18 protein-coding genes and 1 pseudogene are annotated in these 23,949 nt (G+C 39.9%); 2 read left to right on the top strand and 17 right to left on the bottom strand.

The genetic code is table 11. From position 1 onward, the window contains the following. Positions 1-94: 94 nt before the first annotated feature. The 12 genes and pseudogenes from V7K60_RS29240 to V7K60_RS29185 form a co-directional block, all read right to left on the bottom strand. A pseudogene (locus tag V7K60_RS29240) lies at positions 95-517 on the bottom strand (transposase family protein); the annotation flags it as partial. A 780-nt stretch (positions 518-1,297) separates the two neighbouring features. Further along, positions 1,298-1,924, bottom strand: a complete 627-nt coding sequence (cas5, locus tag V7K60_RS29235; protein WP_334930872.1) for a type I-MYXAN CRISPR-associated protein Cas5/Cmx5/DevS — start codon at positions 1,922-1,924, stop codon at positions 1,298-1,300. Position 1,925: 1 nt separating this feature from the next. Beyond that, on the bottom strand, positions 1,926-2,900 hold the full coding sequence (locus V7K60_RS29230) for a DevR family CRISPR-associated autoregulator (RefSeq protein WP_334930870.1): 975 nt from the start codon (positions 2,898-2,900) through the stop codon (positions 1,926-1,928). 48 nt (positions 2,901-2,948) lie between these two features. Then, a complete protein-coding gene (gene cas8a1 / locus V7K60_RS29225; RefSeq protein ID WP_334930868.1) occupies positions 2,949-4,490 on the bottom strand; it encodes a type I-MYXAN CRISPR-associated Cas8a1/Cmx1 in 1,542 nt (513 codons plus the stop codon). Positions 4,491-4,583: 93 nt separating this feature from the next. Further along, the gene (cas6, locus tag V7K60_RS29220) at positions 4,584-5,285 is read right to left on the bottom strand and encodes a type I-MYXAN CRISPR-associated protein Cas6/Cmx6 (RefSeq protein WP_334930866.1); all 702 of its coding nucleotides are present in this window, start codon (positions 5,283-5,285) and stop codon (positions 4,584-4,586) included. A gap of 176 nt (positions 5,286-5,461) precedes the next feature. Next, a complete protein-coding gene (locus V7K60_RS29215; protein ID WP_334930862.1) occupies positions 5,462-6,409 on the bottom strand; it encodes a TnsD family Tn7-like transposition protein in 948 nt (315 codons plus the stop codon). Continuing rightward, positions 6,402-8,090: an ATP-binding protein gene (locus tag V7K60_RS29210; RefSeq protein ID WP_334930860.1), complete on the bottom strand. Its 1,689-nt coding sequence runs from the start codon at positions 8,088-8,090 to the stop codon at positions 6,402-6,404. Before V7K60_RS29210 ends, V7K60_RS29215 begins: the two co-directional genes overlap by 8 nt. Further along, a complete protein-coding gene (locus tag V7K60_RS29205) occupies positions 8,077-10,305 on the bottom strand; it encodes a DNA-binding protein (RefSeq protein WP_334930858.1) in 2,229 nt (742 codons plus the stop codon). Before V7K60_RS29205 ends, V7K60_RS29210 begins: the two co-directional genes overlap by 14 nt. A gap of 22 nt (positions 10,306-10,327) precedes the next feature. Then, on the bottom strand, positions 10,328-11,146 hold the full coding sequence (locus tag V7K60_RS29200) for a TnsA endonuclease C-terminal domain-containing protein (RefSeq protein ID WP_334930856.1): 819 nt from the start codon (positions 11,144-11,146) through the stop codon (positions 10,328-10,330). 152 nt (positions 11,147-11,298) lie between these two features. Continuing rightward, entirely contained in the window at positions 11,299-13,179 is a 1,881-nt protein-coding gene (gene glmS, locus V7K60_RS29195; protein WP_334930854.1) for a glutamine--fructose-6-phosphate transaminase (isomerizing), read from the bottom strand. 393 nt (positions 13,180-13,572) lie between these two features. Continuing rightward, complete coding sequence (gene psaC, locus V7K60_RS29190) at positions 13,573-13,818, bottom strand: photosystem I iron-sulfur center protein PsaC (RefSeq protein WP_015175986.1); 246 nt, start codon at positions 13,816-13,818, stop codon at positions 13,573-13,575. A gap of 496 nt (positions 13,819-14,314) precedes the next feature. Next, positions 14,315-14,551, bottom strand: coding sequence for a hypothetical protein (locus V7K60_RS29185; RefSeq protein ID WP_334930852.1), 237 nt, complete (start codon positions 14,549-14,551; stop codon positions 14,315-14,317). A 209-nt stretch (positions 14,552-14,760) separates the two neighbouring features. Here V7K60_RS29185 and V7K60_RS29180 point away from each other — a divergent pair, with 209 nt between their 5' ends. After that, the gene (locus V7K60_RS29180; RefSeq protein WP_334930850.1) at positions 14,761-15,129 is read left to right on the top strand and encodes a Dethiobiotin synthetase; all 369 of its coding nucleotides are present in this window, start codon (positions 14,761-14,763) and stop codon (positions 15,127-15,129) included. 135 nt (positions 15,130-15,264) lie between these two features. Here V7K60_RS29180 and V7K60_RS29175 read toward each other — a convergent pair whose 3' ends face one another. After that, entirely contained in the window at positions 15,265-15,876 is a 612-nt protein-coding gene (locus tag V7K60_RS29175; RefSeq protein WP_334930848.1) for a hypothetical protein, read from the bottom strand. 675 nt (positions 15,877-16,551) lie between these two features. On the opposite strand from V7K60_RS29175, the gene V7K60_RS29170 reads away from it, so the two are divergent. Then, positions 16,552-18,081, top strand: coding sequence for a hypothetical protein (locus V7K60_RS29170; protein ID WP_334930846.1), 1,530 nt, complete (start codon positions 16,552-16,554; stop codon positions 18,079-18,081). A gap of 947 nt (positions 18,082-19,028) precedes the next feature. Here V7K60_RS29170 and V7K60_RS29165 read toward each other — a convergent pair. From V7K60_RS29165 to V7K60_RS29150, 4 genes are all read right to left on the bottom strand, one after another. Then, complete coding sequence (locus V7K60_RS29165) at positions 19,029-20,246, bottom strand: ABC transporter permease (RefSeq protein ID WP_334930845.1); 1,218 nt, start codon at positions 20,244-20,246, stop codon at positions 19,029-19,031. Between the two features lie 56 nt (positions 20,247-20,302). Then, positions 20,303-21,772, bottom strand: coding sequence for an efflux RND transporter periplasmic adaptor subunit (locus V7K60_RS29160; protein ID WP_334930843.1), 1,470 nt, complete (start codon positions 21,770-21,772; stop codon positions 20,303-20,305). A gap of 396 nt (positions 21,773-22,168) precedes the next feature. Next, positions 22,169-22,810, bottom strand: coding sequence for a Uma2 family endonuclease (locus V7K60_RS29155; RefSeq protein WP_334930841.1), 642 nt, complete (start codon positions 22,808-22,810; stop codon positions 22,169-22,171). A gap of 502 nt (positions 22,811-23,312) precedes the next feature. Next, positions 23,313-23,714 carry a response regulator gene (locus tag V7K60_RS29150; RefSeq protein WP_334930839.1) on the bottom strand — a complete coding sequence of 134 codons (402 nt, stop codon included), beginning with the start codon at positions 23,712-23,714 and terminating at the stop codon, positions 23,313-23,315. Positions 23,715-23,949: the final 235 nt, after the last annotated feature.

The raw sequence follows: 23,949 nt of genomic DNA, 5'->3' as shown, positions 1-23,949 counted from the left end.
GGTTCTTCTCTCAGCTTCTGCTAATAGGGGGACTGTGTTCAATCACACCCCCTATTTTTTCCTTTGAAGAAGGCTATTTAGTCTAAACTCCAGTTAATAGTGTGTTGCGAGAAACTTTTATCCCCCATTGCTGTAAGAGTCTTTCCCCTGCTGCACCACCATTAGCTAAACCAATCACACTCAGTCGTTGAGCTAAACGTAGAGTTCTTCTAGCCCAAGGTGTGGTTACATTGGTCAGCCTTTCTGTAAAAATGCGCCGTTTACACAACCTATTGATGCAAAAAAACTTCCTTACCCGTAACTGTAAGGTAATGCTGTAATCAGCCCAAGGTAAATCTGCTAATAAGCGTTCATAGCGACTATGAATTTTGTGAGTTGGTTGGTTACAAACTGGACAGTTAACTACTCTACTGATTGCGGAAACAATCAAATAAATCTTCGTTTTTATCTTATCAAGTTGGCAATTCTCAAGTCTCAGATTGCTTGAATCTGGTAATAGGTGAGTTAGCACCGACATAGAACTTGCTGAGGCTTATACCTCAAATGTTTGAAGGAGTGAAGTTTGAAGTATCTCGATTATATCTTTCTTCCTTCTTCCTTCTGCCTTCTGCCCTCTGCCTTCTGCCTTAAAGCGCGTAACCTTTCATCATCACCAAAAGCTGACAAGAACCCATAAATTATGGCAACCAGAAGCAGGATCTTGCTTAACGTCTGACGACATCTAATGTTAAAGAACTATCTTTTGCTGGCTCGTACACTGGTGTGCCATAAGCTTGTTCAACGTCTGACAACATCTAATGTTAAAGAACTGTTTGACTGGATTTCCATAGCTCCAAAACAGAACTTCTGCTCAACGTCTAATAACATCTAATGTTAAAGAACTAGTTTGATGATTGCTTGGCTGGCAATCGTCTGGGGCTGCTCAACGTCTAACGACATCTAATGTTGAAGAACACAACTAACCAAACAGAAGGTGTCAAATTTCGGGGCTGCTCAACGTCTAACGACATCTAATGTTGAAGAACGGCGATGGCTAAACATATTAATCCATCAAGTCTTCTAGATAATCTTACAAGCACCTGTCATTAGGAGGCACTAAATTTGCAAAATTTAATGGGCTAGGCTAACTTAACAACACCCAGAAGGCTTATTGTTGGAACTTTCTGAGGAATTGCAAGCATCCTTAATCACAATGAAAAGGCTCAATTGCTGATTCAGTAAAGAATACCGACTTTTTATCTCTTGATGTCGGCTTAACAAGCAGCTATGCTTGCCAAAATCTAAATATCCTCATTTTTCAACTAGTTTGAATTGTAGTCCACGATAAATCCGGTGGTTGCCATACTTGGGACTCTTGAAGCTCATAACACTGCCAGCATGTTCTTTTAGACCCAACATGGTCAACCCAGTAGGGTAAGGTTAGCGAACCATCTTCATCTGTAACTAACCACCACAAAGACTCACGATGATGCTTCTCAGGTAAAAGGGTAACAGTATTGACTAAATCCCGACTTTCACCTAAACACAGTCCACCAAATCGATTAATAGAAGCTGGGTTCGCAAATGCCTGCTGCAAAAGTTCTGGTAAAGTAGGCTTTGCTTTGTCTGTTTTTACCCAAACTACAAACTCAACGTTCGTTAGCAAGTCTTGGTAATCAGGTTTAGCATTCTTAGGGTGGTGGATATCTTTCGTTTTAAACCTGCGAAAAGTCCGAATTACAATAGATTTTTCTGGTTTAGACAAAAGTGCGATCGCTAATTGAGTTCCACAATGCTTATAACGATCTGTCTCACCAATCAGAGAAAGCAACATCCCGTAGACCGTAGAAGGTGGTGGCACTGGATACGTTTCACCGTATTCTCTAGCACGGGATTGACGAAAACAAGCAATAGGTACTTCAACTTTCAAAGCAATTGTCGTCATATTAATCGCTCCCCGATGACAACTGTAAATCTTCAGCAATAACCTGTTTTAATGCTTTGACTGCCGACTTCACTCCAGGAAACACATTTGCTCCCAAATCTTCTAAACCCTGATAAATTAAGCCTCCAATCCATAATTCTTTGGGATTAATATCTCCTACCTCTACCTGTCGCACTAAGTTGGATACTGACAAATTTCCCAGTTCGTCTTGCTCAAAGCAATATAAAAAACGAGGGGAAAAATCATGTGTCCACCGCAGTACTATACTTTCAGGGGAGAAATCATACAAAAAACGGGCATGATTTCCCGCCACTTCACCAATCGAAATCAAACCATCTAGAACAGGATGGATGCGAGATTTATCTTTGAGGCTATCAGGTGTCAATGCAAAACCATATTGATAACGAGTAGCATGAATTTCTGTGGCATAAAGGGAATTTCGTCCTTTTACTCCACTGACAGCATTAAAGGTAATGTCTCCCATAAAAGGTATCATTGATACTGCACGAGTAACTTCTAATACACCTCTTCTAGCTGTTGTTTTCCCTTTAGGCTTTTGCTTGCCCTTATGTGGAGAAGTTTGCTTATCCTTAGCTTTAGAACTTTTTTTCTTCTCATCTTGAGATGCTTCCTCAGTCTCGCCTTCAGACTCTTCGGACGCTTCAGCTTTTGCTGCTTCTAGCCGCATAAATCCCAAAACATCATCATCAATGAAGCGAATGTCATCAAAGTTGAGGTCTTGCCAAACATGATCTGCTACTGGTTGAGCATTCTCATCCCAACGTCGATTTACCGGATAGCCAACATTTTGCCAGTAGTACCGTAATGCCCAACGAATTGCTTCAGATGAAATAGTAGTATGAACTTCACCTTTCCAAATTAATTTTTGTAAGGGAGTTATGTTACCTTCATTTTCCCCACGGTTATTAGCTGCGGTTCCGTAATTTGTCAAAATATTGCCGAATAAATGAAACATTTTCAAGTTACCTAAAGAATTAATGTAATCAATTCAAAAAATACATATTTATTCATTGTCTAACTCAGATTTTTCTGATATTTTTGTATTTATATTCTTGCTTTTTGGATAGCTAGCAATAGCAATAAAAGTTAAATCTCTGGCAACCTTCCAATCCATTATTCCCGATGTCAAGGGTAGTAATTCTTCCCAATGTTCTTCTAAAATTGAAAGCTGTCCCGCTCTTCCCCAGAACTCTGCAATAAATTTGCGGAAGTTTCCAATATTCGTGCATCGTCTTAATTGCGACAAAATACGTATATTTTCTCGTTCAATTTGAGTATATTGACCTTCTTTGGTTCGGTCATAAATCTTAGCATATATCTTTTTCAAGGCTTCATGACAAGCTTGAATAAATAGCTTTTGAGCTTCTATATCCCACTGAGAGTGTTGAATCATTTCGTATATTCCTCTATCTTCAGAAAAAATTACTTTTAATAAATTTAAATCTAATACTTTTATATATAAATCATTCCACCAAAGAAAATCTTTTACTAAATTATCAGCAATTATTCCTTTAATCACATTGCTAATAATAAAATTCTTATTTTTATAATTAATAACTCTGTACTCTAAAAAAGAGATGCAACTAAGCTTATAGACAATATCGATTATTTCAGTCGCTTCTACCACTGCTATTTCCGTGCGAGTTTTTTGCTGCTTTGACCAAACTACCGTTCCAAATAATATTACTTGGCATCGTTTTACTTGATTGGGTATAGCAGTTGTTTTATAAGTCAGGAATCTTAATGCAGCATCTCCTAAGCTAGATACATGGGAATGTTTGTAATCCAAGTTTCCCAAATTCCAGTATTGCTGGGCATAAACTTCTAAGTTAGTCACTTCAGGTATAACTAGGGCATACTGTGAGTGTTCCGGTTGGGTATGCGATCGCAATACAAAGTAGTGGCAAGCAACAGGAGCATATAAAAGAGCAAAAGCCAGTTGTGGTTTCTCTTCAAACTTAGTTTCTTTTGTAAAAGCGACATGACGAACTATAGATCCCGGATACAGCCAACCTACTACGCCAATTGACTGCTGTAAGAATTTACCTTGTTCATCGCAGAGTTGTTTAGCAAAATGCTGATGAGCATAGGAAACTGCTTTTTTATATTCGACATCTATTTCTATGCCATCAACACCATCAACTTTTAATGACTTAGATTTTTTCCCCTTAAATTTAACAACCTGATTATGTTGCAGGAATGTTGCGGTGATTCCCAAGTGAATATTAATTTGGGTTTCAATATTGATGGAATGCGTATTTAAGCCTATCAACGAAATTAGACCCTCTTCATTAATCTGAAAAGATTGCTTTAGCAGCCAGTCTAAAACCATGAAATCCTGCCCTTGCCATTCAAGGCTGATACTGCGAGGAGCCAGCAACCAAGTTAAATTACCAGGTCGTTCCGCAGCTATCGGGTATAGTTTTTCTAGTTGCTTGAGCGTCATCCAAAGTCCTGCTATGCCAGCACGATGTATCCAAGTTATGTTTGGGTCACCCAAATTTAACTGAATTTTGGGGTTGACTACACTAGCCACTACAGACATCTTATTTATTTCTGGGAAAGATTCAAAGACTTATTTAGATGCATTGAAGGTAAACGCTCTCATACTTACATTGAGTAGTAGCCAAAACCAGCTTTAACTTGCGTTTCCCTTTCTCTTTACTGGTAGAAAAACGCCACAACCCATCTTGCGCTTTCCCCCAATGCCATGTCTGAGCAATGTTAACGAATCTTCATTGCTGAGATTAATGATTTCTAACCCAAAACCCACAACTGTAAAGCGCTTGATTTTGATACTTCTACGTTTTGGGCTACCATCAGTATTTTTGGTAATAAGGGCTTTTGCCTGGATACCCAGTTGTTCTAACTGACGCTGTGCTGCTGCTAAAAATGACTCTGGTTCTTGATAACCCTGGATAATCACTATACGCGATCGCAGTTTCTCAGCAGGCTCAAGCAAATAAATTTCAGGAATCTCCAAGCGAATTGTATGCTTGCCAATTCTCAGGAGCTTACCTGCTAACGGATAAACCAAACGCACTTGATCCATCGGTAGCCGAATCCGAAGCCTAGAATTTTTAGTTAGCTGAATTACGCCTGACTTGGGAATACCTGCAATGGTATGAATTCCAACTGTATCTAATTTATGAAGTTCGGGTTCAAAATGAGCGATCGCAGAAAATAGATCATAGCCGTGATCGAGAGGTACTGTCTCACCAATCAGGTTAAAAATTAAATCTATGTATGGTAACTGAGATGTTAGAAGCTTTCTTTGCTTTGTTAGGTTTAAAGGTGACTCTGGAAGAATCTGTGTAGGTAAGCTGCAATCACTAATCATCTTTCCCAACCTATCTTTAAGCAGATAGACAATATTTGAGGCAACTAAATTATTACTTAAGCTACCTTCATGATTAATGTGATACTACTTTAAAACGCCAAGCAAATATGATAATTTTAAGTAACTTTTTATTGCTTTATATGAAAATTTATATAAATATTTATATGTCAACTTTACTACTGAAAAAATGCTTCTATAGAATTTGCTAAAGATTTTATCATCAAGATGTGAGTAATCCGGTCAATAGCTGGATTTAAGTCACATCCAAGCAAGCAATGGGAGAAATATTTACCTTGATGTTGGGTTAACTTTGGATTGAGAGCTTCTAAAGATTCTTGACCATAAAAATCAAATAAAAGCTTTGAAAAACCATATTCGTCAAACTTAAACTTTCGAGCAGGAAAGATTTGCAATAGCCCCTTACTTGCTAAGTAACGCTGGTACTGAGCGCGAAGCCAAGCCAAGCCTTTAAAGGCAAAATTACCATGAATCAGCAAGTTAATATCATTTGCCAATGTGAAGAGTGTTTTTAAAGCCTGGTTTGTCAAACTTTTTAAACCAGTAACTGTTAAACAATTATCTAAGCTCGCAGCATAATAATGTATGCCTTTCGATTCAATTGTGACAGAACTATCGCACAGAAGGATACCATGAGTTGGACAAACCAATATGCCAGGTACTTGATGTGTTCTGTGCCAGTAAGGCTCACCATATTGATATATATTTTGTTCTAAACATTCAGGACAAAATTTTAAAAAATTTTTTGACTTACCACTAGAACCATTAGCCACCTTAGCAAGCTCTAAAATAGAACCACTAAGTTTTTTACTCATTGAGTCTTTTAATAACCAAGCTTCCTGTGGTATTAAAAAAGTTGCGTAAAAAGGATATAAGGTATGATTTTGCAGTAAATTACCGACTGTTTGGTGGGAACGTAAAGGCAAATTTTTAACTAAATAATTTAAGTGATTAGTTAAAGTAATCTTGCAAACTTGTTGAGAACTATAACCGAATAGCTCTAAGTCAGTTTGCTTAAAACTTTTATTACCACTCCGAATGTGGTATCTAGCTAAAGTACTATACAAAAGTTCATCTGGATAAAGAGTTGGGAAGAAACTAAGCATCGAGAAGCGAAATATTGATAAAATCTTCTACTGGATCTTTGATTATACCTGCCAATGTTAAAGCTTCATGTGCAGATTTTTTCTTTTTCTGTGCATCTTCAACAGTGCGTCGAATGTCATTTTCTACGTACTTCGGCTTCAACATAGCTTTCTTTTTACTTATTTTAACAAGGTTCCCATTTTCTTGCCCTCTTTGCAAAGCAAGAGTATATGCTTTATTGACTAAAGATGTAATATCTGCATTTTCATCATTAGCAAGAATTACTTGTTCCGCACATTCCTTTGCTCTAGCAGCTTCTACTTCCAATTTCAAAAGCTCAAGAATTACATAATTTAGCTTCGGCGATACTTTCTGCTGATTCTGCTGCTTTCTAGCTAATCTCTGAATTTCTTTCAAATCGTCAGAATCAAGCTTAGAGAGACATTTATTTTGATATTCTGTAGTATCAAGAGGAGCAATATCCTTATACTTAATCATCCAATCCTTGTCCCCTGACCTAATAGCATCTAGCATTGGCTTGACTAAATATAGCCCGTCTTTAGCAGCTTGTCGAATTAAGTTAATAGTAATAGTTTCTTTCCCGCCAATTGAAATCGCTCTCCATTGAGCCATCTTATAAAGTTTGACGGCAATATCAATAATTCCTTGACTTTCATTATAGAAAACTTCGTTAATTTCATTTGAGAAAGGAATTGGCATTTTTGTCCACTGATAGTCCCACATCCCTTCCATGAAAAAATACCATTCATCATCATTTGCCATTCTGTCCCAAATGACACTTCCCTCTCCCGTTCCTCTCCTAGCATTTCTAAAATTTCCTTGAAGGATGGGAAAAGCCTCATTCGTGCCAACGCGAATTACTGGAATTCCTACAGTGTTGTCCATTTTTACTAAAAAGTTCAACATATCGGAGCTACTTCTTCTTGCTGTAACAAGATTTTGCATCTCATCTATAACCAAAACCCCTAAATGATGAGTATGGGCAATCTGAGCAACTTGAGCAAGCATATAATCTTCAGAGTTGCGCGATGAACCAAATTTTTTGAAGTAGTTAGTACCCAACAACCTGTCAACACCAAGAAAAATATCAGTACACAGACCCTTCAAAGAACCAGCGTGAGGACAATCAACCTTCAACCAAACTATCTGGTAGACACTATGCTCAGGGTGAAGAATTACTTGAGGATAAAGATTAAGAATATTTTGAAAATTTGTAGACTTCCCCATTCCTGATGGGCCAATCAAGGTTAAACCGGAAGCAGACGTAGGAAGATTAACGTAGTTTTCTAAGTTTTTACCTCCTCCGTCTTTTATTGCATTATAAATTTGCCTAGAGCGACTTGCATATTCAGGCTTTAGCACATTCCGAGCCAGATATCCAGTCATTATGAGCGCACAAATTACCTTCTGTAATTCAACAGTTTTATTTTGGGGATCAAAATACCTAGATAACCTCTCGATGCAATGAAATCTATAATGAGCTTCTAGCTCCTTCTCTTCTTCATGAAACTCTGGCGTTTTTGTTACTTTATTTAAAAATTCTTTTGCAGAAAGGATAGGAGGTAGTGCCTGAATTAATGGATTAGCGTTATATTCTGGCAGTTTTTGGTCTATGTATCTAGCAACAATCGCTAATTCTCCATTGGGAATCCTAACTAATTCACCTTCATTCCTGTCCACGTTTACGCTCCTGTCGGTTTTTCCTGAGAAGATCCAGATGATTTGGCTGTAGTGATTCTGGCTGTTCAGAAGTTTCGAGTTTGCTCTCTACAGCCTGAAAACTGTTTTGATTTTCTGTACTTGCTAGTTCAAATCCTTCGCTCTCTCGCCGTTTAGCCTTTTCAAAAGCCTTGTTATCTCTGATTCCAGAAAGTTTTTTGGACTTACTTAAATTAGGCTCTTGAGCAGCATCGGTCATTTTTTCTGCTCTATCTACTACGCTTTCAATATCAGCTATCAAATCTACCTTTTCTTGTAGTTGTTTACCTTGGCTTTTCTGTCTTTGCAATTCTTCATAAGCAAGCAAATATTCAATATCATGAAAGTTTTTATTAGCATACCGCCCTTCTGAATCGATAAGAAAACATTTTTCATAATTCCTACCATCACTTGATGGAAGGTAAATGAAGTTTGGATTTCTGATATCGTAAGACACAATCAGTGATTTATCTGACTTAGAAAGGAGATTACTTCTAGCTTTTTCAAACCATTGCCTCTTTTCAGCACTATCACAGGTATAGTACATCTCCTTGCCTCTTATTTTGATGCCTTTAGCGGTAATGGTTGCTTTTTCAGTAGGCATCAAATTCAATTTGACAATATCTTCAGAAAAAGTTCTAAGTCTACCAGAACGATTCGTAATACCCCACTTCCACAACTCTCTGGGTATAGGGGGTATATCATCAACAATCATCGCTTCGTCCCTTTCATATTCCTTAAGAGGTTTATTGTTGTGGTGAATAATTAAACGAACAATAATTTCAGTAAATTGATCTATGTCAAGTTTGCCATCAAGCCTATAATCTCTTGCACCTCTTTGTCTAAAATCAGTATCTATATAACCAGGTAAAAAGGGTTTTACATATTCATGAATTATACGAAAGTGTCTTTCTACTAACCCTTTCCAATCTGCTCTATAGGAAGCTGCATTTTCAATACGAATATAAAGATTAGGGATTAATGTTTCAACTTTCATACCTGCTAATTCTCCCCTATCTCCTAAAATTGCATCTGGCATTTGATTGCAAGGCCATTTATCTTCAGTAATATTAATGTCGTATTCTTGGCAAAACAGGGGTTTATCTGTCGCTACATTGGCTAGTGCCATCATTGCCCCCGTCCAAGATGGGCCTTCTAAACCAACATAAATACCCGTGATTATTCGGCTAAAAACATCAATAACTACATAAATAACTGGTCTACCAATTATCCAATCACGGTTATATTTTGATACCAAATATACATCAGCAACCGTGGCATCGATTTGATATCGAGAACCTGGACCAATAGTTTCCATCTTAGATGTTCCCAAAATTGCTCTATTCTCTAAAGCAAACTTCTTGGCTCCTTTTCGAGATGTCAAAGTTTTTGTGACATCATCCTGCTCAAGTTGATACCAGTATTTGAATTGGGTAATTGTAGGTATTTTATCAGTCGGAATTAAGATAGATTTTTGGATACCATTTTCGTCATATCTAATTCCTTCTTTATAATAATTTTTAACCATTAATTCATAAGCAGTTGTTAAGTAGTTCTCTTTTGAGTTATTGTAAAATTTACTTATAGCTATTCTAAAGATTTTTCTATCTTCTTCTGTAACATTGACACCTTCACCAATATCTGGCTCATGTGCATATCTTCTTGGCCTTCCCCTCTTCTTGCTTGATTGTCCTCGAATTTTGCCCTTCCCTGATGAATTAATAAAATCAGGTATAAGAGCGTTTATATTTTTTCCCCTCTGCCAAAATCTTCTCAAATATCCATAGACGGTTTTTTCTACCAATTTGTCTTTCTCTCTTTCTAAGTTATGCTTTTCAACAATTTTTTTAACCAGCGAACCTCTAAAATTTCTGTAATATATTGATGGTTCTTCTTTAACTAATGATGAAATTATTTCCCAAGCTTTATCTCTGTATTCCTTTTCCCTATCTGTCAAATTTTCATCCCTCACGATTCTTGCCCAAGGATCTTGTTGCTGTTTCAAAGCAATACCTTCAGATATCGCTTCTAAAATTTCAGATATTTTCTTATGTTCAGGCAAACCTTTTGTAGCATTAATATCTATAACGAATGCAATAATATAGCCTTCGTCTATCCAAATAATTCTTTCAACTACATGAGCGTTGGTATCTAAAGTCCACTCTATTAAATCATTGACAAATAAATCTTTAACCATATTATTTACCTACTATGGAGGTTTAAAATATTATTTTTTCAATAACCTTAGTTGATGGGCAAGCAGATAATTTTATTTTTACTAAATTTACAATGAGTTGTTTTTTAGCAATTAAATGTTTAAACACATAAAGTGATGTACCATAATTTACATTCATTTCTTCATCTAAAGCGTTAGTTATTTTATTGATGGTTGCATCTTCTTCCTGAAGCTTGGATTTTAAACTTGTTGACAACTCATGCAGTTGCGAAATGTCCATTTCCGAATTTGCTTCTAGCCTATAAGCGGAATGAACCCACTCAACATTTTCTGCTAAAAGCTTTGAAATTTCTTTTTCTGTGATAATTCCCCAGTCAATACCTTTTGCTAAGTAATATTGTCTTTCTATCTCCAATTTCTCATTAACTCGCTTTTTCTCCAGTTCTGTTGACTGCTTGACAGTCCGGGCAATCTGCATCTGCTTCCCATTGCGATTGACTGTAAGCATGAAGTCGCTTGTTAAAACTTCAGGAGTGCCAGTTTGTGTATCTACAGGGTACTTTATACCTATGTCTGTAGCGATACTCATGGCTAGATCCAAATTATCTAGAGGAAACTGCTCTCTTATATCTGTGACTATATCTGACCACTCAAACAAATAAAATAACCGTTTTTCATGGTCTGAGAAGAAATGATGTACTCGATTCGTTTTCCAACCAGGAGTTCTAGAGGAACGGCCTTTAGAGGGAAAATCCTGAATTGTAAGCCAAGGTTTATAGTCTTTACCGCTTCCTCGACCACGACTTTCTTTTATGTATCGTTCATATTTAGCTTGTGTCCATTCCCTTCTGCCCCTAACCATAAAAATAACCTCTGGAAGCGATCACACTTTTACTTGGTATGATCGTACTCCTTTAGAGGTTATTGTTCAACCGTTTTATAAATTGTTGAACCGAATTATGAATTGTTGAGCCGAATTATTCCTCTACCTGAATTTATAAGTATAAAATAATACTATTCTACAGTAACACTTTTAGCTAGATTACGAGGCTGATCGACATCCAAACCGCGACGGGCGGCAATATGATAAGCCAATAATTGCAAAGGAACTACTGTCAGAATCGGAGAAAGTAACTCTTCAACATGAGAGACGGGAAGAAGATCGTTAAAGATTTCCGCAGCTTCGCCATCGTTGACGGGAGTCACGCCAATTAACCGAGAATCTCTAGCTTTGGCTTCTTGGGCATTAGAAATAACTTTTTCGTAAACACTACCAGGTATTGCGATCGCAACTACTGGTACTTTCGCATCTAATAGAGCGATCGGGCCATGTTTCATCTCTCCAGCCGGATATCCTTCGGCGTGAATATAGCTGATTTCTTTTAGTTTCAACGCCCCTTCTAAAGCAATGGGAAAGTTAATTCCTCTTCCCACAAAAATGAAATCTTTAGTTTCGGCGAATTCGTGGGCTAGCTGTTCACTTAAACGTTCCTGACTTTCTAAAGTAGCCTCAATTTCTTTGGGAATCTGCCGCAACCCATTAATAATTTGATCTAATGTATCTTTTGAAACTGTCTGACGACGAGCGGCTAAATCCAATGCCAAAGCATAAAACGCCATTAATTGGGCGGTAAAAGTTTTCGTCGCTGCTACCCCAATTTCAATTCCTGCTAGGGTACTGATAATATGTGGTACTAGATGACCAAGGCTGCTTTCAGGGCGATTGGTAATACCCAATAGTCGCGCTTGATATTTGGGTTCTTTCCCTTGGCGACGTTCTTTTTCCATCGTCAAAGCTGCTAGAGTATCAGCTGTTTCACCTGATTGGGTAACGCCAACGATCAAGGTGTTAGCCGTCACGGGTGATGGTGCATAGCGATACTCAGAAGCGTAATGTACCTGAGTTGAAATTCCTGCTAGTTGTTCGAGTAAATATTTTCCGATTAATGCTGCGTGCCAACTTGTACCACAGGCGACGATCTGAATTTGTTCTAAATCAGTGTATAAATCCGCAGGTAAACCAAGATTGATTGGCGATTCGGTAGATTCGGCTGGATTAAAGTAAGCGTCTAAACTAGCTCTTACTACTCCTGGTTGCTCATGTATTTCTTTGAGCATGAAGTGTTTGAATCCCTGCTTTTCTACCATTGCAGGATTGAAGTTGAGCAGTCGGGGTTGTTTCTTCAACCTATCGCCAGCAAAATTGTAAATCTCAACGCCCAAAGGTGTGAGGCGGGCAATTTCGCCATTTTCCAGAGGTAGCACTGCACGGGTGTAGGCAACGATCGCAGGCGTGTCAGAGGCACAAAATAACTCCCCTTGACCAAAACCAATTACTAAAGGTGCTTGCTGACGCACAACAATCAATTCATCGGGGTAGTCAGCAGAAATAACTGCGATCGCAAATGCCCCTTTTAGGTGATTAACGGCTTGGCGAATTGCCTCTAGGAAGGGAGATGAGGAAGATGAAGGAGGAAGATTCTTTAAAAATTCGGCTATTAAATGAGGAATGACTTCAGTATCGGTTTCAGAACGAAATTCGTGTCCTTTTACTTTGAGTTCCTCGCGTAATTCGCGGTAGTTTTCGATAATGCCATTTTGCACTACCGCCACTCGCTTTGACGTATCCAAATGGGGATGGGCATTATACTCTTCTGGTTTACCATGAGTTGCCCACCGTGTATGACCAATACCAATTGGGGCAGGGGTTTCTATTTGTTCCAGTTTAGAACGCAGGTTATGGAGTTTACCCTTTGCCCGCACACAATTTACCTCACCTTCCCAAACAGTGGCGATTCCAGCCGAATCGTAGCCCCTGTACTCTAGTTTCTCCAGTCCAGCCAGTAAAATGTCTGTCGCCGCTTGAGTGCCTATATATCCAACAATTCCGCACATTCTTCACACCACTTTTTTTCAGGATGATTAAATCCAGTATAGTCGGTAGCATAAAGTGGACATTTTGCAAAGAAGAAAGGGAGTAATTTACTCCCTTTACCACTAGGTATTGTTATAGATTTTAGGTTTTTTTACAGCGGATTCCCCATCAGCTTTTGACCTGACGGTACAAATACAGCTTCTAGGATTTAGATACCCAGAGATTATATCCCCAATCTAAAATTGCGATTTCGTAAGGCGGGCAGTGTAGACTCTACGATTGTAAAGGTGCTTGCTATTGAGACACTTAAAAGTATTGAGTGCCGAGTTCCAAGTTCCGAGTGAAGAATCAAAAAATTGTATTTCTGATTTACTTCTTTTTGTCTCAGCACCCAGCACTCAGCACTCAGCTTTTTAGTAAGCTAGACCCATACTGCGAGTTGTTTCAGCGCCCAGGTAAACCCGGATGCTCAAAAAGTCGGTGGGACAAGCGGTTTCGCAACGCTTACAGCCCACGCAGTCTTCTGTACGGGGTGAAGAGGCAATTTGAGCAGCTTTACAGCCATCCCAAGGAACCATCTCAAGTACATCAGTAGGGCAAGCGCGGACGCATTGGGTGCAGCCAATGCAGGTATCGTAGATTTTTACAGAATGAGACATTGAATAAACGGCTCCTTTCGAGTGTTCTTCTCTGCGAAAGAATCATAATCAACGCATAGTCTACCGCAGTGGTTGATAGGCCGTAATCAAAAGGCTACATAACTTCAAACAATGTAATAAGCAGCGTTAAAATTTCTTTTTGCGAGATTGTCCCTATTGACTGATAATCAGCAACATCATCAGAGCGTATTTACCACAGTGATATACCATAACGGGGTTAAATCGTAAAGATAGATGAAACAAAATTAAAAGTAAATAGAAACATCTCCATAATTTTAACTATGGGGATTTTGGTTAATAATCTGATTTTGCGATCGCCACTTCCCCGTGCAAACAAAAGCAGTTCGGCAATTTATATTACGCAAAAGTAGTTTTATTACTGAATAAAACGGCTTTTGCTATGTAAATGATTAATTTACAGACTGCGATCGCTCACCGATAACTCGTATATTTAACTTTTTAGGTCTGGCAATTTCATAATTTTTACTCTTACATATCAGAGTATTTCAGAAATTGCAAACTCATCATTTATAGTAGCAACTTTTGTTTCAATCTTTGGCTCAATAGCCGTCACTTGCAGTTGTTCTTCTAGATTGTTAGCATCAACTAATTTATCTTTTACATACTCCCTTTCTCGGATTTGTCGGACAATACTTTCTAACAGCCAAAGTTGTTCTTCCACAGACAAGGTAAGGATAGATCGCTCAATTTCTAGTAAATTCGGTGAGATCATTTTACTTTTGATTCCTAGTAAGGTGTATTTTTCAAAGATATTATATTCAGTCTATCTGGTTAACTTAGAGCATCGCCAATTCTCCATCATTTTCCCCACGCCTATCATTTCACAAATCATCAGAGATTGCTATAAATAACTAAAAGCCCGTTTTTTGACTTTTTAATTAAGTATTACTGCTGAAGCAAAATGTGCGCTAAACTGACTACATGAATTACGAAACAGCTAGGAAACTCCTCATAGATCAGACAATCACAACCGAGGAAAACCCAGATGCGCTGTTAACGCGTATGAAACAGGGCAAACCGCCGATACCTGGTCAGATCACTTCAATTTTGTTGGCATTGAAAGTGGTGTTTGAAGCCCTCAAAGATGCAAAGAGCCTAGACCGAGAATTGGCTTTGGCCCTTTATCAGTTAAGTATTAAGGCACAACAGCTATTTGGCGCAGGGCGTAAAGCCGGGGTTGATTGGCCACCAATACTCAAAGAAGATTTACTACGAATTTCCTTAGCAGCTGAAAGTATCTTTTCGGGTATATGGCAAACCTTAGCTCAGATGGAGTTGGGGAAGAGATGAGGGAGAAATCAATTCAAAATTCAAAATGACGCTCTCTACGAGACGCTAAAAGCGAACGCAGACTCGTTAACGCTGCGCTAACAAAATTCAAAATTAAAGAACTTCTGCCTCCTGCCTTTTCTTGTCCAATGCACATTAACGAATTTGCAGTTCATTTTCTAGCTTGTCTAGGTCAGTTTTGAGCAAAACGGTCATTTGACCAGTAAAAGCTTTGCCAGTCTTGGGTTGGGCAACTTCCACCCAATATACATAGCGATCGCCTACTCGTAATTCTCCCTTTAAGGCTTCCCGAATCGGAGTTTTGGCTAGACGCGCTGAATTAACTACATTCTGGTTGGGATATTGATACACGACTTGGGCACGATCGTAGTCTTGATAAATCTCCAAGCCATAAATCACCCGCAAGGATTCTTGGAGACGCGCAAATGTCATGCCGTTAATAGCATCATACATAGTAATGCGCTCAGTCCGAATTGTGCCACGGTCTTTGGAAAACTCCACCCTACCAGGAGGCAATACCGACGCTTGAAAAGTGAATCGTTGGGCAGCAGTATCAGTTTTTTGCACAAATAATTGCTCCCCTCTCCTGGGGCGGAGTGTCGGATGTGCTTTTATCCAAGTGCCTACTTCCTCTGTACTTTGTCCTGGTAAAGCATTGGCTTGGGAATCAAAAAACGTTCCTACACAGAGCCAGGGCACTAGAGAAAAAGGTAAAATTAAACAGTTAAGTAGAGATTTTTTGAGCATTTTGCTGTTCAGGATTTTTATAGAAATTTCCCATTAGGGAGTAACCATAGTCTTCCCGTTTTTCAGCAAAATTACTTCAATGGATTGTAGCGATCGCGCATCGATGCCTTTATTGATCGCTCAACTGTAGGACTCATATCAATACTGTTCGGTTAAGGCAAGAGACGCGATGAATCGCCGTCTCTACAATAATCAATCGTTTTTAGGACTTACACAACGCCGATATTGTCATTGCGACCGGAACGGAGTGTAGGGAAGCAATCAAGGGCGTCAGGGGGGATTACAACTCTTGGAGACGCACTCGCGTTCGCTATCTCATATCTTGCACCCGGAAATATGAATGTCAATTCCATGACTAAGTGCAATCGGACGCATTCGTTCAAGGTTGAGTAAAAAACAACACAGAAGTAATTGTGGTAAGAAGGTTTGAAATGCAATTTGTGCAGCCTCACCCCAGTCTGGTAAATCTGTAGAATGAGTAGACAAATATGCCCAGTGTGCCGCAACTTGGGTTATTAGTTCTGGATCTGAGCTTGAAGAGGAAGAACTACAAGATTGAGTTTCCACATTATTCGCGAGTGACAATTGCGAATAATGTTTCTTTCTGTGTTTTTGCGAAATTGGGATGCTCCCAGTTGAAATATAGATTAGATTATTTAGCTAAGTGAGGCGTATATGGTGTATCAAAGAATTCACAAATCCTCGTCCCGGAATTTCCCAAGCCAGGAAAAAAGCTCTCAGTTTGCTCCGCGACCCTTTACTGTTCAAGCACAACAGGATTCTCGCAGACCTTCCACCCAAGAAGAAATAGAGAACGAAGCTTTCAATCAGAACAAATTTGAAGCGTTTGGACTCCAGCTTAAGGAAAAACATAACACCATCACACCTATAGAGCAGGAAAGATTAGGTGTATTGCAAGCCAAAATGGACAATTTCTGGGCACAACGGCTGGAAAAGTCAAAAACACAACCAAATTTATTGGAAATTCTTATTCGCAATGGTCAAACAACACAGGTACCCAAACCAACAGTACCTGGTGATGTAGTGCAACGGCATGAGGTAAAAGATGAGATACAAATGATTATCGAATCTGCCCGTACTGGATCGCTGCGGGCAGAGCAGGTCGAGATGGATCGAACTCCTTTCCTTGGGGACATTGATGTGAATCAGCTTCGAGAGCAACTCGCCCTAGTCAAAAATCCAACAGCACGTCCCATTCCCAAAGCTCTGGAGGATGGAGAGGCGCGAATCGAAGGTGGAAAGGTTCGGATGCAAGGTATAGATGGATCCTCGAAGCCAGAAGAAATAGCAAACCAAGTGGCTTTATTGAAGCCAAAGGCCACCCGCATCGTTCCACGATCTAAGGGGTTTGAATTGCAAGCCCTGCTCAACCCTTGGGTCCGTTTAGGCACGGGAAACCTGCTGTTAGGCTTATCAGATCCAAACCTGATCCCGCCAAATGAGACGCCCCACCCAACTGAGCAGGACGTAGTATGGAAGAACAGTGATGACGATCAAGGATTCAGTATCAATATTGATGACGAGAGTGACCAGGAGTGGACACCGGATGCAGCACTCAAAGAAGCCTTTGCCGCAGATCCCTCGACCCCTATGGAGCTAATTGCAGCCACAATGAGCGGAACAATGCGCCACCAAACAGAGGCTGGAATGATAACAAGCTCTAACGGATGGGGTGGACAACCCCGAATCTCAAGCAGGGCAAGTGACTTCAATGAAGCAGTAGCCCCAGCAGACTACCCAGGCTTAGCCATCATCCTGGATCAAGCAGGAAATTCAGAAGTTGTTGAAAACCTAGCAAACTTAATGTTAGAAGCCTCTGAAGGAACACAAAGTGACTTCAGTGCATTTAGTGACCAAGTTCAGAGAGCGGTAGCAATGGTGCTAGGAATAACCCAGCTAGCTGAGCAACACCCGCAACGAACGGCAGGTTCGGCGAAGCTAGCCAGAGCGGCATTTCAAGCTGTGGCAGATGGGACGAAAACGTTTGCTGAAGCCTTTTCTGCTTTGCCTTTTGCACCAAAGGGAGGAACGAAGGTGATGAAGGAAATAAAGCAAGAAACTCGGCAAATGACAGAGGAGCAGTTGGAAATATCATCGCTGGTACCATATCAGGATGAAGACTGTGGGATAAAGTATGCTTCTGCTTTTATAAATCCACACCACGGTAACTCAAGCAACTCTTAACAAATAGGCGGCGTAGCGGAGTGTCTGCCGCTGCCTGCAACAAACTAGGTGGCTCAATAAGTTGATTCGTTTGAAGCTCAGTAAACTGCCCTATTTTCAACAAGGTCTACGGGCTATGACTCTGATCCAGTCTGCTTTATAACTTTTTTGTCACCCGTTCAACTCTCATGATTCAACTGCTCAACCTATAACTTCAAATTTTGAAGATAAGATAGTTAAATTTCTCTTAAGTTCAGTTTCTCATCCAATTCAAAAAACCTATTTATGCAGACCGCATTTTAACATAGGAGCAGCAATATCAGGAGGAACAGTAGCTCTTTTGGGAGTATATATTTTAACCCATGTAGCTTGTTGGGTACAAATTCTGGGAAAGGAATAGATTCAGGAGTATCATCTAATACTAATCTGCGTTCAAAAGCGTAAAACAGATAAAATAGGTATGAGTTGAAATAAATACATAGGGCTTGCTGAAAAAGTAAGAAGGGGGCAAGAATTGAAACCATTTTTCTTGCTTTTCTATAATACTTTTCACGCCCTTTTTCTGATGTTTTGGGTTTTTTGTCTAAATCCAAGCAAAGCGAGAGAATTTGGCGATCGCCTGAACCCTTGCTACCTCAGTAATATAACTATTATTGTAGTTATATAAATTGCTTTTTATTACGTAAACTAATTCTTACTTCTGGTGTCACTTTCTTACACTCCCATTGGTGTATTAGTGGTTTTTTCTGATAGGTGCAAGATATGAGCTATCACTCGTAATGACAGAGTTACGTTATTTTTGCGTAAGTCCTGGTTTTGTCTTGACGGCGATTATATCGCATCTTTGCGATCTAGAATTTTCATCAAAAAACCTTAATCAAACCGTATTGGGACTCATATTTGATTTTTGAACAAACTCGGTACAACTCAAAAAGCCTGTATTCATTTTTAATTCCCCATTCCCATCACTAAGCACTTCTCAAAGCCACAATCGGGTCGAGTTTAGCAGCGCGACGTGCAGGAACAACGCCAAAGAATAAACCAATAGCCCCAGAGACACCAACAGCCATAGTAATCGCTACTGGAGAAAGACTCGCTTCTAAAGGAGTCAAAGCTCCCACTAATAGGATGCCACTGACACCAACCGCAGTCCCAACTAAGCCGCCAGCGGCAGAAACTATCACTGCTTCAATGATGAACTGTAGCAAAATATCTTGTTCAGTTGCCCCGATCGCTTTTCGTAATCCGATTTCTTGGGTGCGTTCGGTGACGGAGACTAGCATAATATTCATAATGCCAATGCCGCCGACAAACAACGAGATGCCGGCGATCGCAGCTAGCATAATTGTCAATGCACCTGTAATTTGACCGACAGTTTGCAAAGCATCCTTTTGAGAGCGAAGAGTAAAGTCATCTTCACCATTAATTTTGTGCCGTAAACGCAGCAAATTAGTAATTTGAAATTCTGCTGCATCCACACTCTCGGAATCACGAGCGGCAGCAACGAGATAATCTAAAGCAATACCATAAGGAGAATTCTTGCCCACAAGTCGGTTTGCTGATGTCGTGATTGGTATTAGGGCAGCATTATCATAATCTGCTCCCACGCTGGAACCTTTGGCTGTTAACGTCCCAATCACTTGAAAGCTGGTATTTCCAACTCGCAATTGCTGACCTATAGCGTTAGTATTACCAAATAGTTTTTCTGTTAAGTCTCCACCTAGCACAACGACTTGGTTACTTCGCTTGATGTCTACCTCAGAGAAAAACCTACCTTTAGCAGTTTCAAAATCCCGCACTGACAGAAAACTGGGAGTTGTGCCAATGATGTTGACATCGGTGTTTCTGTTGCGGTAAGTAATCACCTGTCTGGTGTTTAATTCAGGAGAAACTCCTACTACTGTTGGTACTTGAGAGGCGATCGCATCCGCATCTTGCAATACCAGAGTTTTTGGTACTTCAAAGGAGATCCGCTGAGTTTCTCGATTACCTGGCAGTACAAATAGCACATTTGGCCCTAGTGACTCCAACTGTTTATTAACGTACTTTTGTCCACCTTCGCCAATACCAATCATGGCAATCACCGAAGCGTTGCCAATAACTATACCCAACATTGTGAGAGCGCTACGCAGCTTATTTGACAGCAGGGTTTTCCCCGCCATATTCATGCTTTCTAAAAAATTCATATCTTATATAATTACGAATTATGAATTACGAACTTGTACTGAGCGTAGCCGAAGTATTACGAATTATTTTGTTCTTTTGCCTTCTCAATTTTGTAATCTTTGGGTGGGTTAACAAAAATGCGATCGCCTTGTTTAACTCCCCCTAAAATCTGAGTTTGTTCTTGAATTTGTGCCCCAATTGTAATTTCGCGGAACTGGGGTTTATTCTTTGCATCGGGTACAAGTACACCAGTTTTACCCTTTTCGGTGACGATTGACACCGTTGGTAATACCAAGGCATTATTAACGCGATCGCCTAAAAAAGTCAGATCCACATTTAAACCAGAACGCAGTTTATCTATGCCAGTATCGAGAGCAACCCGCACCTGGAAGGATGTCACACCTTGTTCTATCACTGCTTCTGGAGCAATCAGGCGCACATGACCTTTAAAAACTTGATCGGGATAGGCATCGGCGACAATTTCCACCTGCTGTCCCTGTTTTATTCTGCCAAGATCGGCTTCGGGAACTTGAGCTAATATTTCTAAACCGCGTGCTACGGCGACAATTGAACTGGAAGTTGCCGATGCACTAGTAGATGCAGAGGTTGTGGGTGTGACAAACGCGCCTGGTTCGGCGTACTTTTGGGTAACAATTCCCGACAAAGGAGCGCGAATAATAGTATCTTCCAACTGCACTTGTACACCCTTTAACTGAGCCTCCGCGGATGCAACAGCGGCTTGACGCTGGGCAATTTCCTCAGCACGAGTGCCATCTTCTAACAGTACCAATGCTGCCCGTGCTTCGTTAACAGCGGCTTGGCGTTGGTCAATTTCCTCACTCCGAGTCCCACTTTGGACTAACGACAATCGTTTTTTTATTTCTTCTAAACTGGCTCTAGCACTTTTGTCATCGCTGATGGCTTGATCGAGTAATTGTTTATTCTCCGCTCCCTGTTCGTATAGGTATTGATAACGCTTTACCTGTCCACTGGTATAATTCGCCTTTGCTTGAGCCGCATCCACTTGGGATTGAGACTGAGCAATCTCTTGGGGACGATTACCAGCCTTAGCTGCGGCTAGTTGGGCTTGAGATTGTGTTAATCGCGCCCTAGCTTGAGCGATTTCTTGAGGACGACTACCAGCAAGGGCTTCGGCTAGCTGTGCTTGGCTTTCGGCTAAGTTAGCACGGTACTGGCTCCTTTGAGCCTCAATACCGGCACTATCCATGCGGGCGAGAATTTGCCCTTGTTGAATGCGATCACCTTGTTCCACGTATAATTGCGACAGCACTCCAGGATTCTTGGGACTAATATTTACGCTCTGAACTGGCACGACTTTGCCACTAGCTGTAATCCGCAAAGTGACGTTTTGTGCTGCAACTGGCACAGTTAGTTGAGCAATATCTTCTTTGTTTGTCCCTTGATTTACTAAAGTGTAAGTTGTTATAGTACCCACAACCAAAGCACTCCCTGCCATCAGCCCTATCAGCCAGCGCAATGGATACTTAACTTTGCCAATAACTGGAATTTCTATGTGCGTAGCCATATTATAGAAGCCTGTAAATCTTGCTGTATAAGAATATTTTTTAGTTAGAGGACAAATGGGTAATACGGAGTTATTAAAGCTTTAGGATTAAATTTTTATGAGTCAATTAACAACCAGACGCATAATAAGCTTCACAGTTGCTTAATCTTCCTTAATACTAGGCATTCGTATTTCTGTATGTCTTCACCTAAAAGGGTGACTTTAGCCACAGCATATTAGTGCAATCCTGAACTATTCGTGAGAAACAAGATCCCCGACTTTTTTGAGAAGCTGGGAATCTCCGGCTGGCAATTCTCACAAATCAGATAAGATTGCTATAGTGCGATCGGGCTTTAGTTGCTCTGTATCCTTTTCTTTTTCCCTACTCCCCATTCCCTACTGCAAAGCAGTTTGTAATTATTGCTGAAATTGGGTTAATAACCAAGCACCAACTTGACTTTGATTTATTTGACGAGTTTGGCGTAATGCATCGTTCAATAAAGAAATAGCTAATCCTGGTAATACCTGAGATTCTGTAATCCGCCTACTACCTTGGTTTTCAATAGCAAAAGCCATAACTTGGACATTCTGGACATTTAAAATCCAGTATTCTTTCACTCCTAAATCTTCGTATAAAAGTCGTTTTTCACCTTGATCGTCAGCAAGTGAGGTATTAGCCACTTCAATAACTAAATCTGGTGGTGGATATATATCTAGGTTGATGATAGAAGTGCCGTAGGGAATGACATCAGCATTTTCACTAATATAGTAAGACACATCAGGTTGAGCTTCCTTAAAGCCTATTTTCCGATATGTACAATTAGTTAAGCCTTTGGCAGGGATACCTTTAATTGTGCAAAAAAGGTTAACAGCAAAGGCAATAATTGTGTTGTCGCAGGCGTGGTCATGGCCGAGTGGTGGCATTTCAATCCTCATCTGTCCATTGTGGTAGTAGCCCTTGGCTTTTTCGTAGGCAGGATTTTCAATTATTTGGATATATTCATCCCAAGTTGCTGTTATCCAGGTATCGGTTGCTAGTTGGGTCTGTAATTCGCTCATAATATTGCGAAAGAGGAACTTTAACAACGATCATACAAGTTTCATTTTCCAGCACTAAGCTGACACCAAAGCTTTAACTGCATACTTGCTAACAATTTTCGTAGGGTGTGTTACGCCGGAGGCTAACGCACCGATGGTCTACTTTAATGAATCCAGTCTTTGAGGTGGATGAACACAGTTCTGAAGTGGATGAATCCAGTCTTTGAGGTGGATGAACACAGTTCTGAGGTGAATGAACAGAGTTCTGAGGTGGATGAATAAGTATCTTTACAATTTTTGTAGGTACTACTTATCATTCGCTCAAACCCATGTGTTTACATTGTAGGCTGTGATCTAGCCTACGGTTGTACCCTGAGCAAGAGTTTGAGTCTACTTGAGTGGACTTTAGCTATGCAGTCTAGAAATTTATTTCAGGGCGGACAAACGACACAGCTGTTTAAACTTATTTACACTGTAAAATTAGTAGTCTGTGGCAAAAATTTTCCGCCACCTTTTCCTGTACTTAATTCACAATCATAGAAACAAATTTGTCAAGGTGGAATGGTTTCAGTAAATATCCTTCAAACTCTACATCTAAAATTTGGTCATGAGTACCTGTAGTAGATGTTGAAGTCACAATGATTGGGATATGATTGCCATTGTCTGCTTTCATAGCATTCAATGTATTTAGCAATGTATAAATACTTTCACCTAAAAACCTAATTTCACAGACAATGACGTTGGGCGTGAACCAACTCAAGATTTCTAAAGCTTTTTTTACCGAACCAGCGGTAATCACATTTGCGCCCAGGTCTTTGAGTAAAATTGCATACAAATCTCTACTATCGCGCTCGTTATCTACAACTAGTACTTGTACACCTTTGAGTAACCTAACTGCCAAGCGAAAGTCATTGATTAAATTCATAATAAGACCTGCGATTAGGGCTTGAAGTGTAAAGTGATCTGAGAAATCCGTAGTCTTAAGGAGACGAGACAATTGGATAAGTCAAATAAAAAGTATGCAGGGCTTGAAAACCACATCTGTCGTAGGGGCACAGCATTGCTCATTGGTGTCAACTTAAGCAAAAAGGATGCAGAAGATGTAATCTAAGAACATCTTGATTGATGTTCTTAGATTACATCATGAGTAAAAAACGTCC

It is taken from the genome of Nostoc sp., assembly GCF_036917555.1.
GTDB lineage: Bacteria > Cyanobacteriota > Cyanobacteriia > Cyanobacteriales > Nostocaceae > Nostoc.
This window is presented reverse-complemented; position numbering and strand designations above follow the sequence as displayed.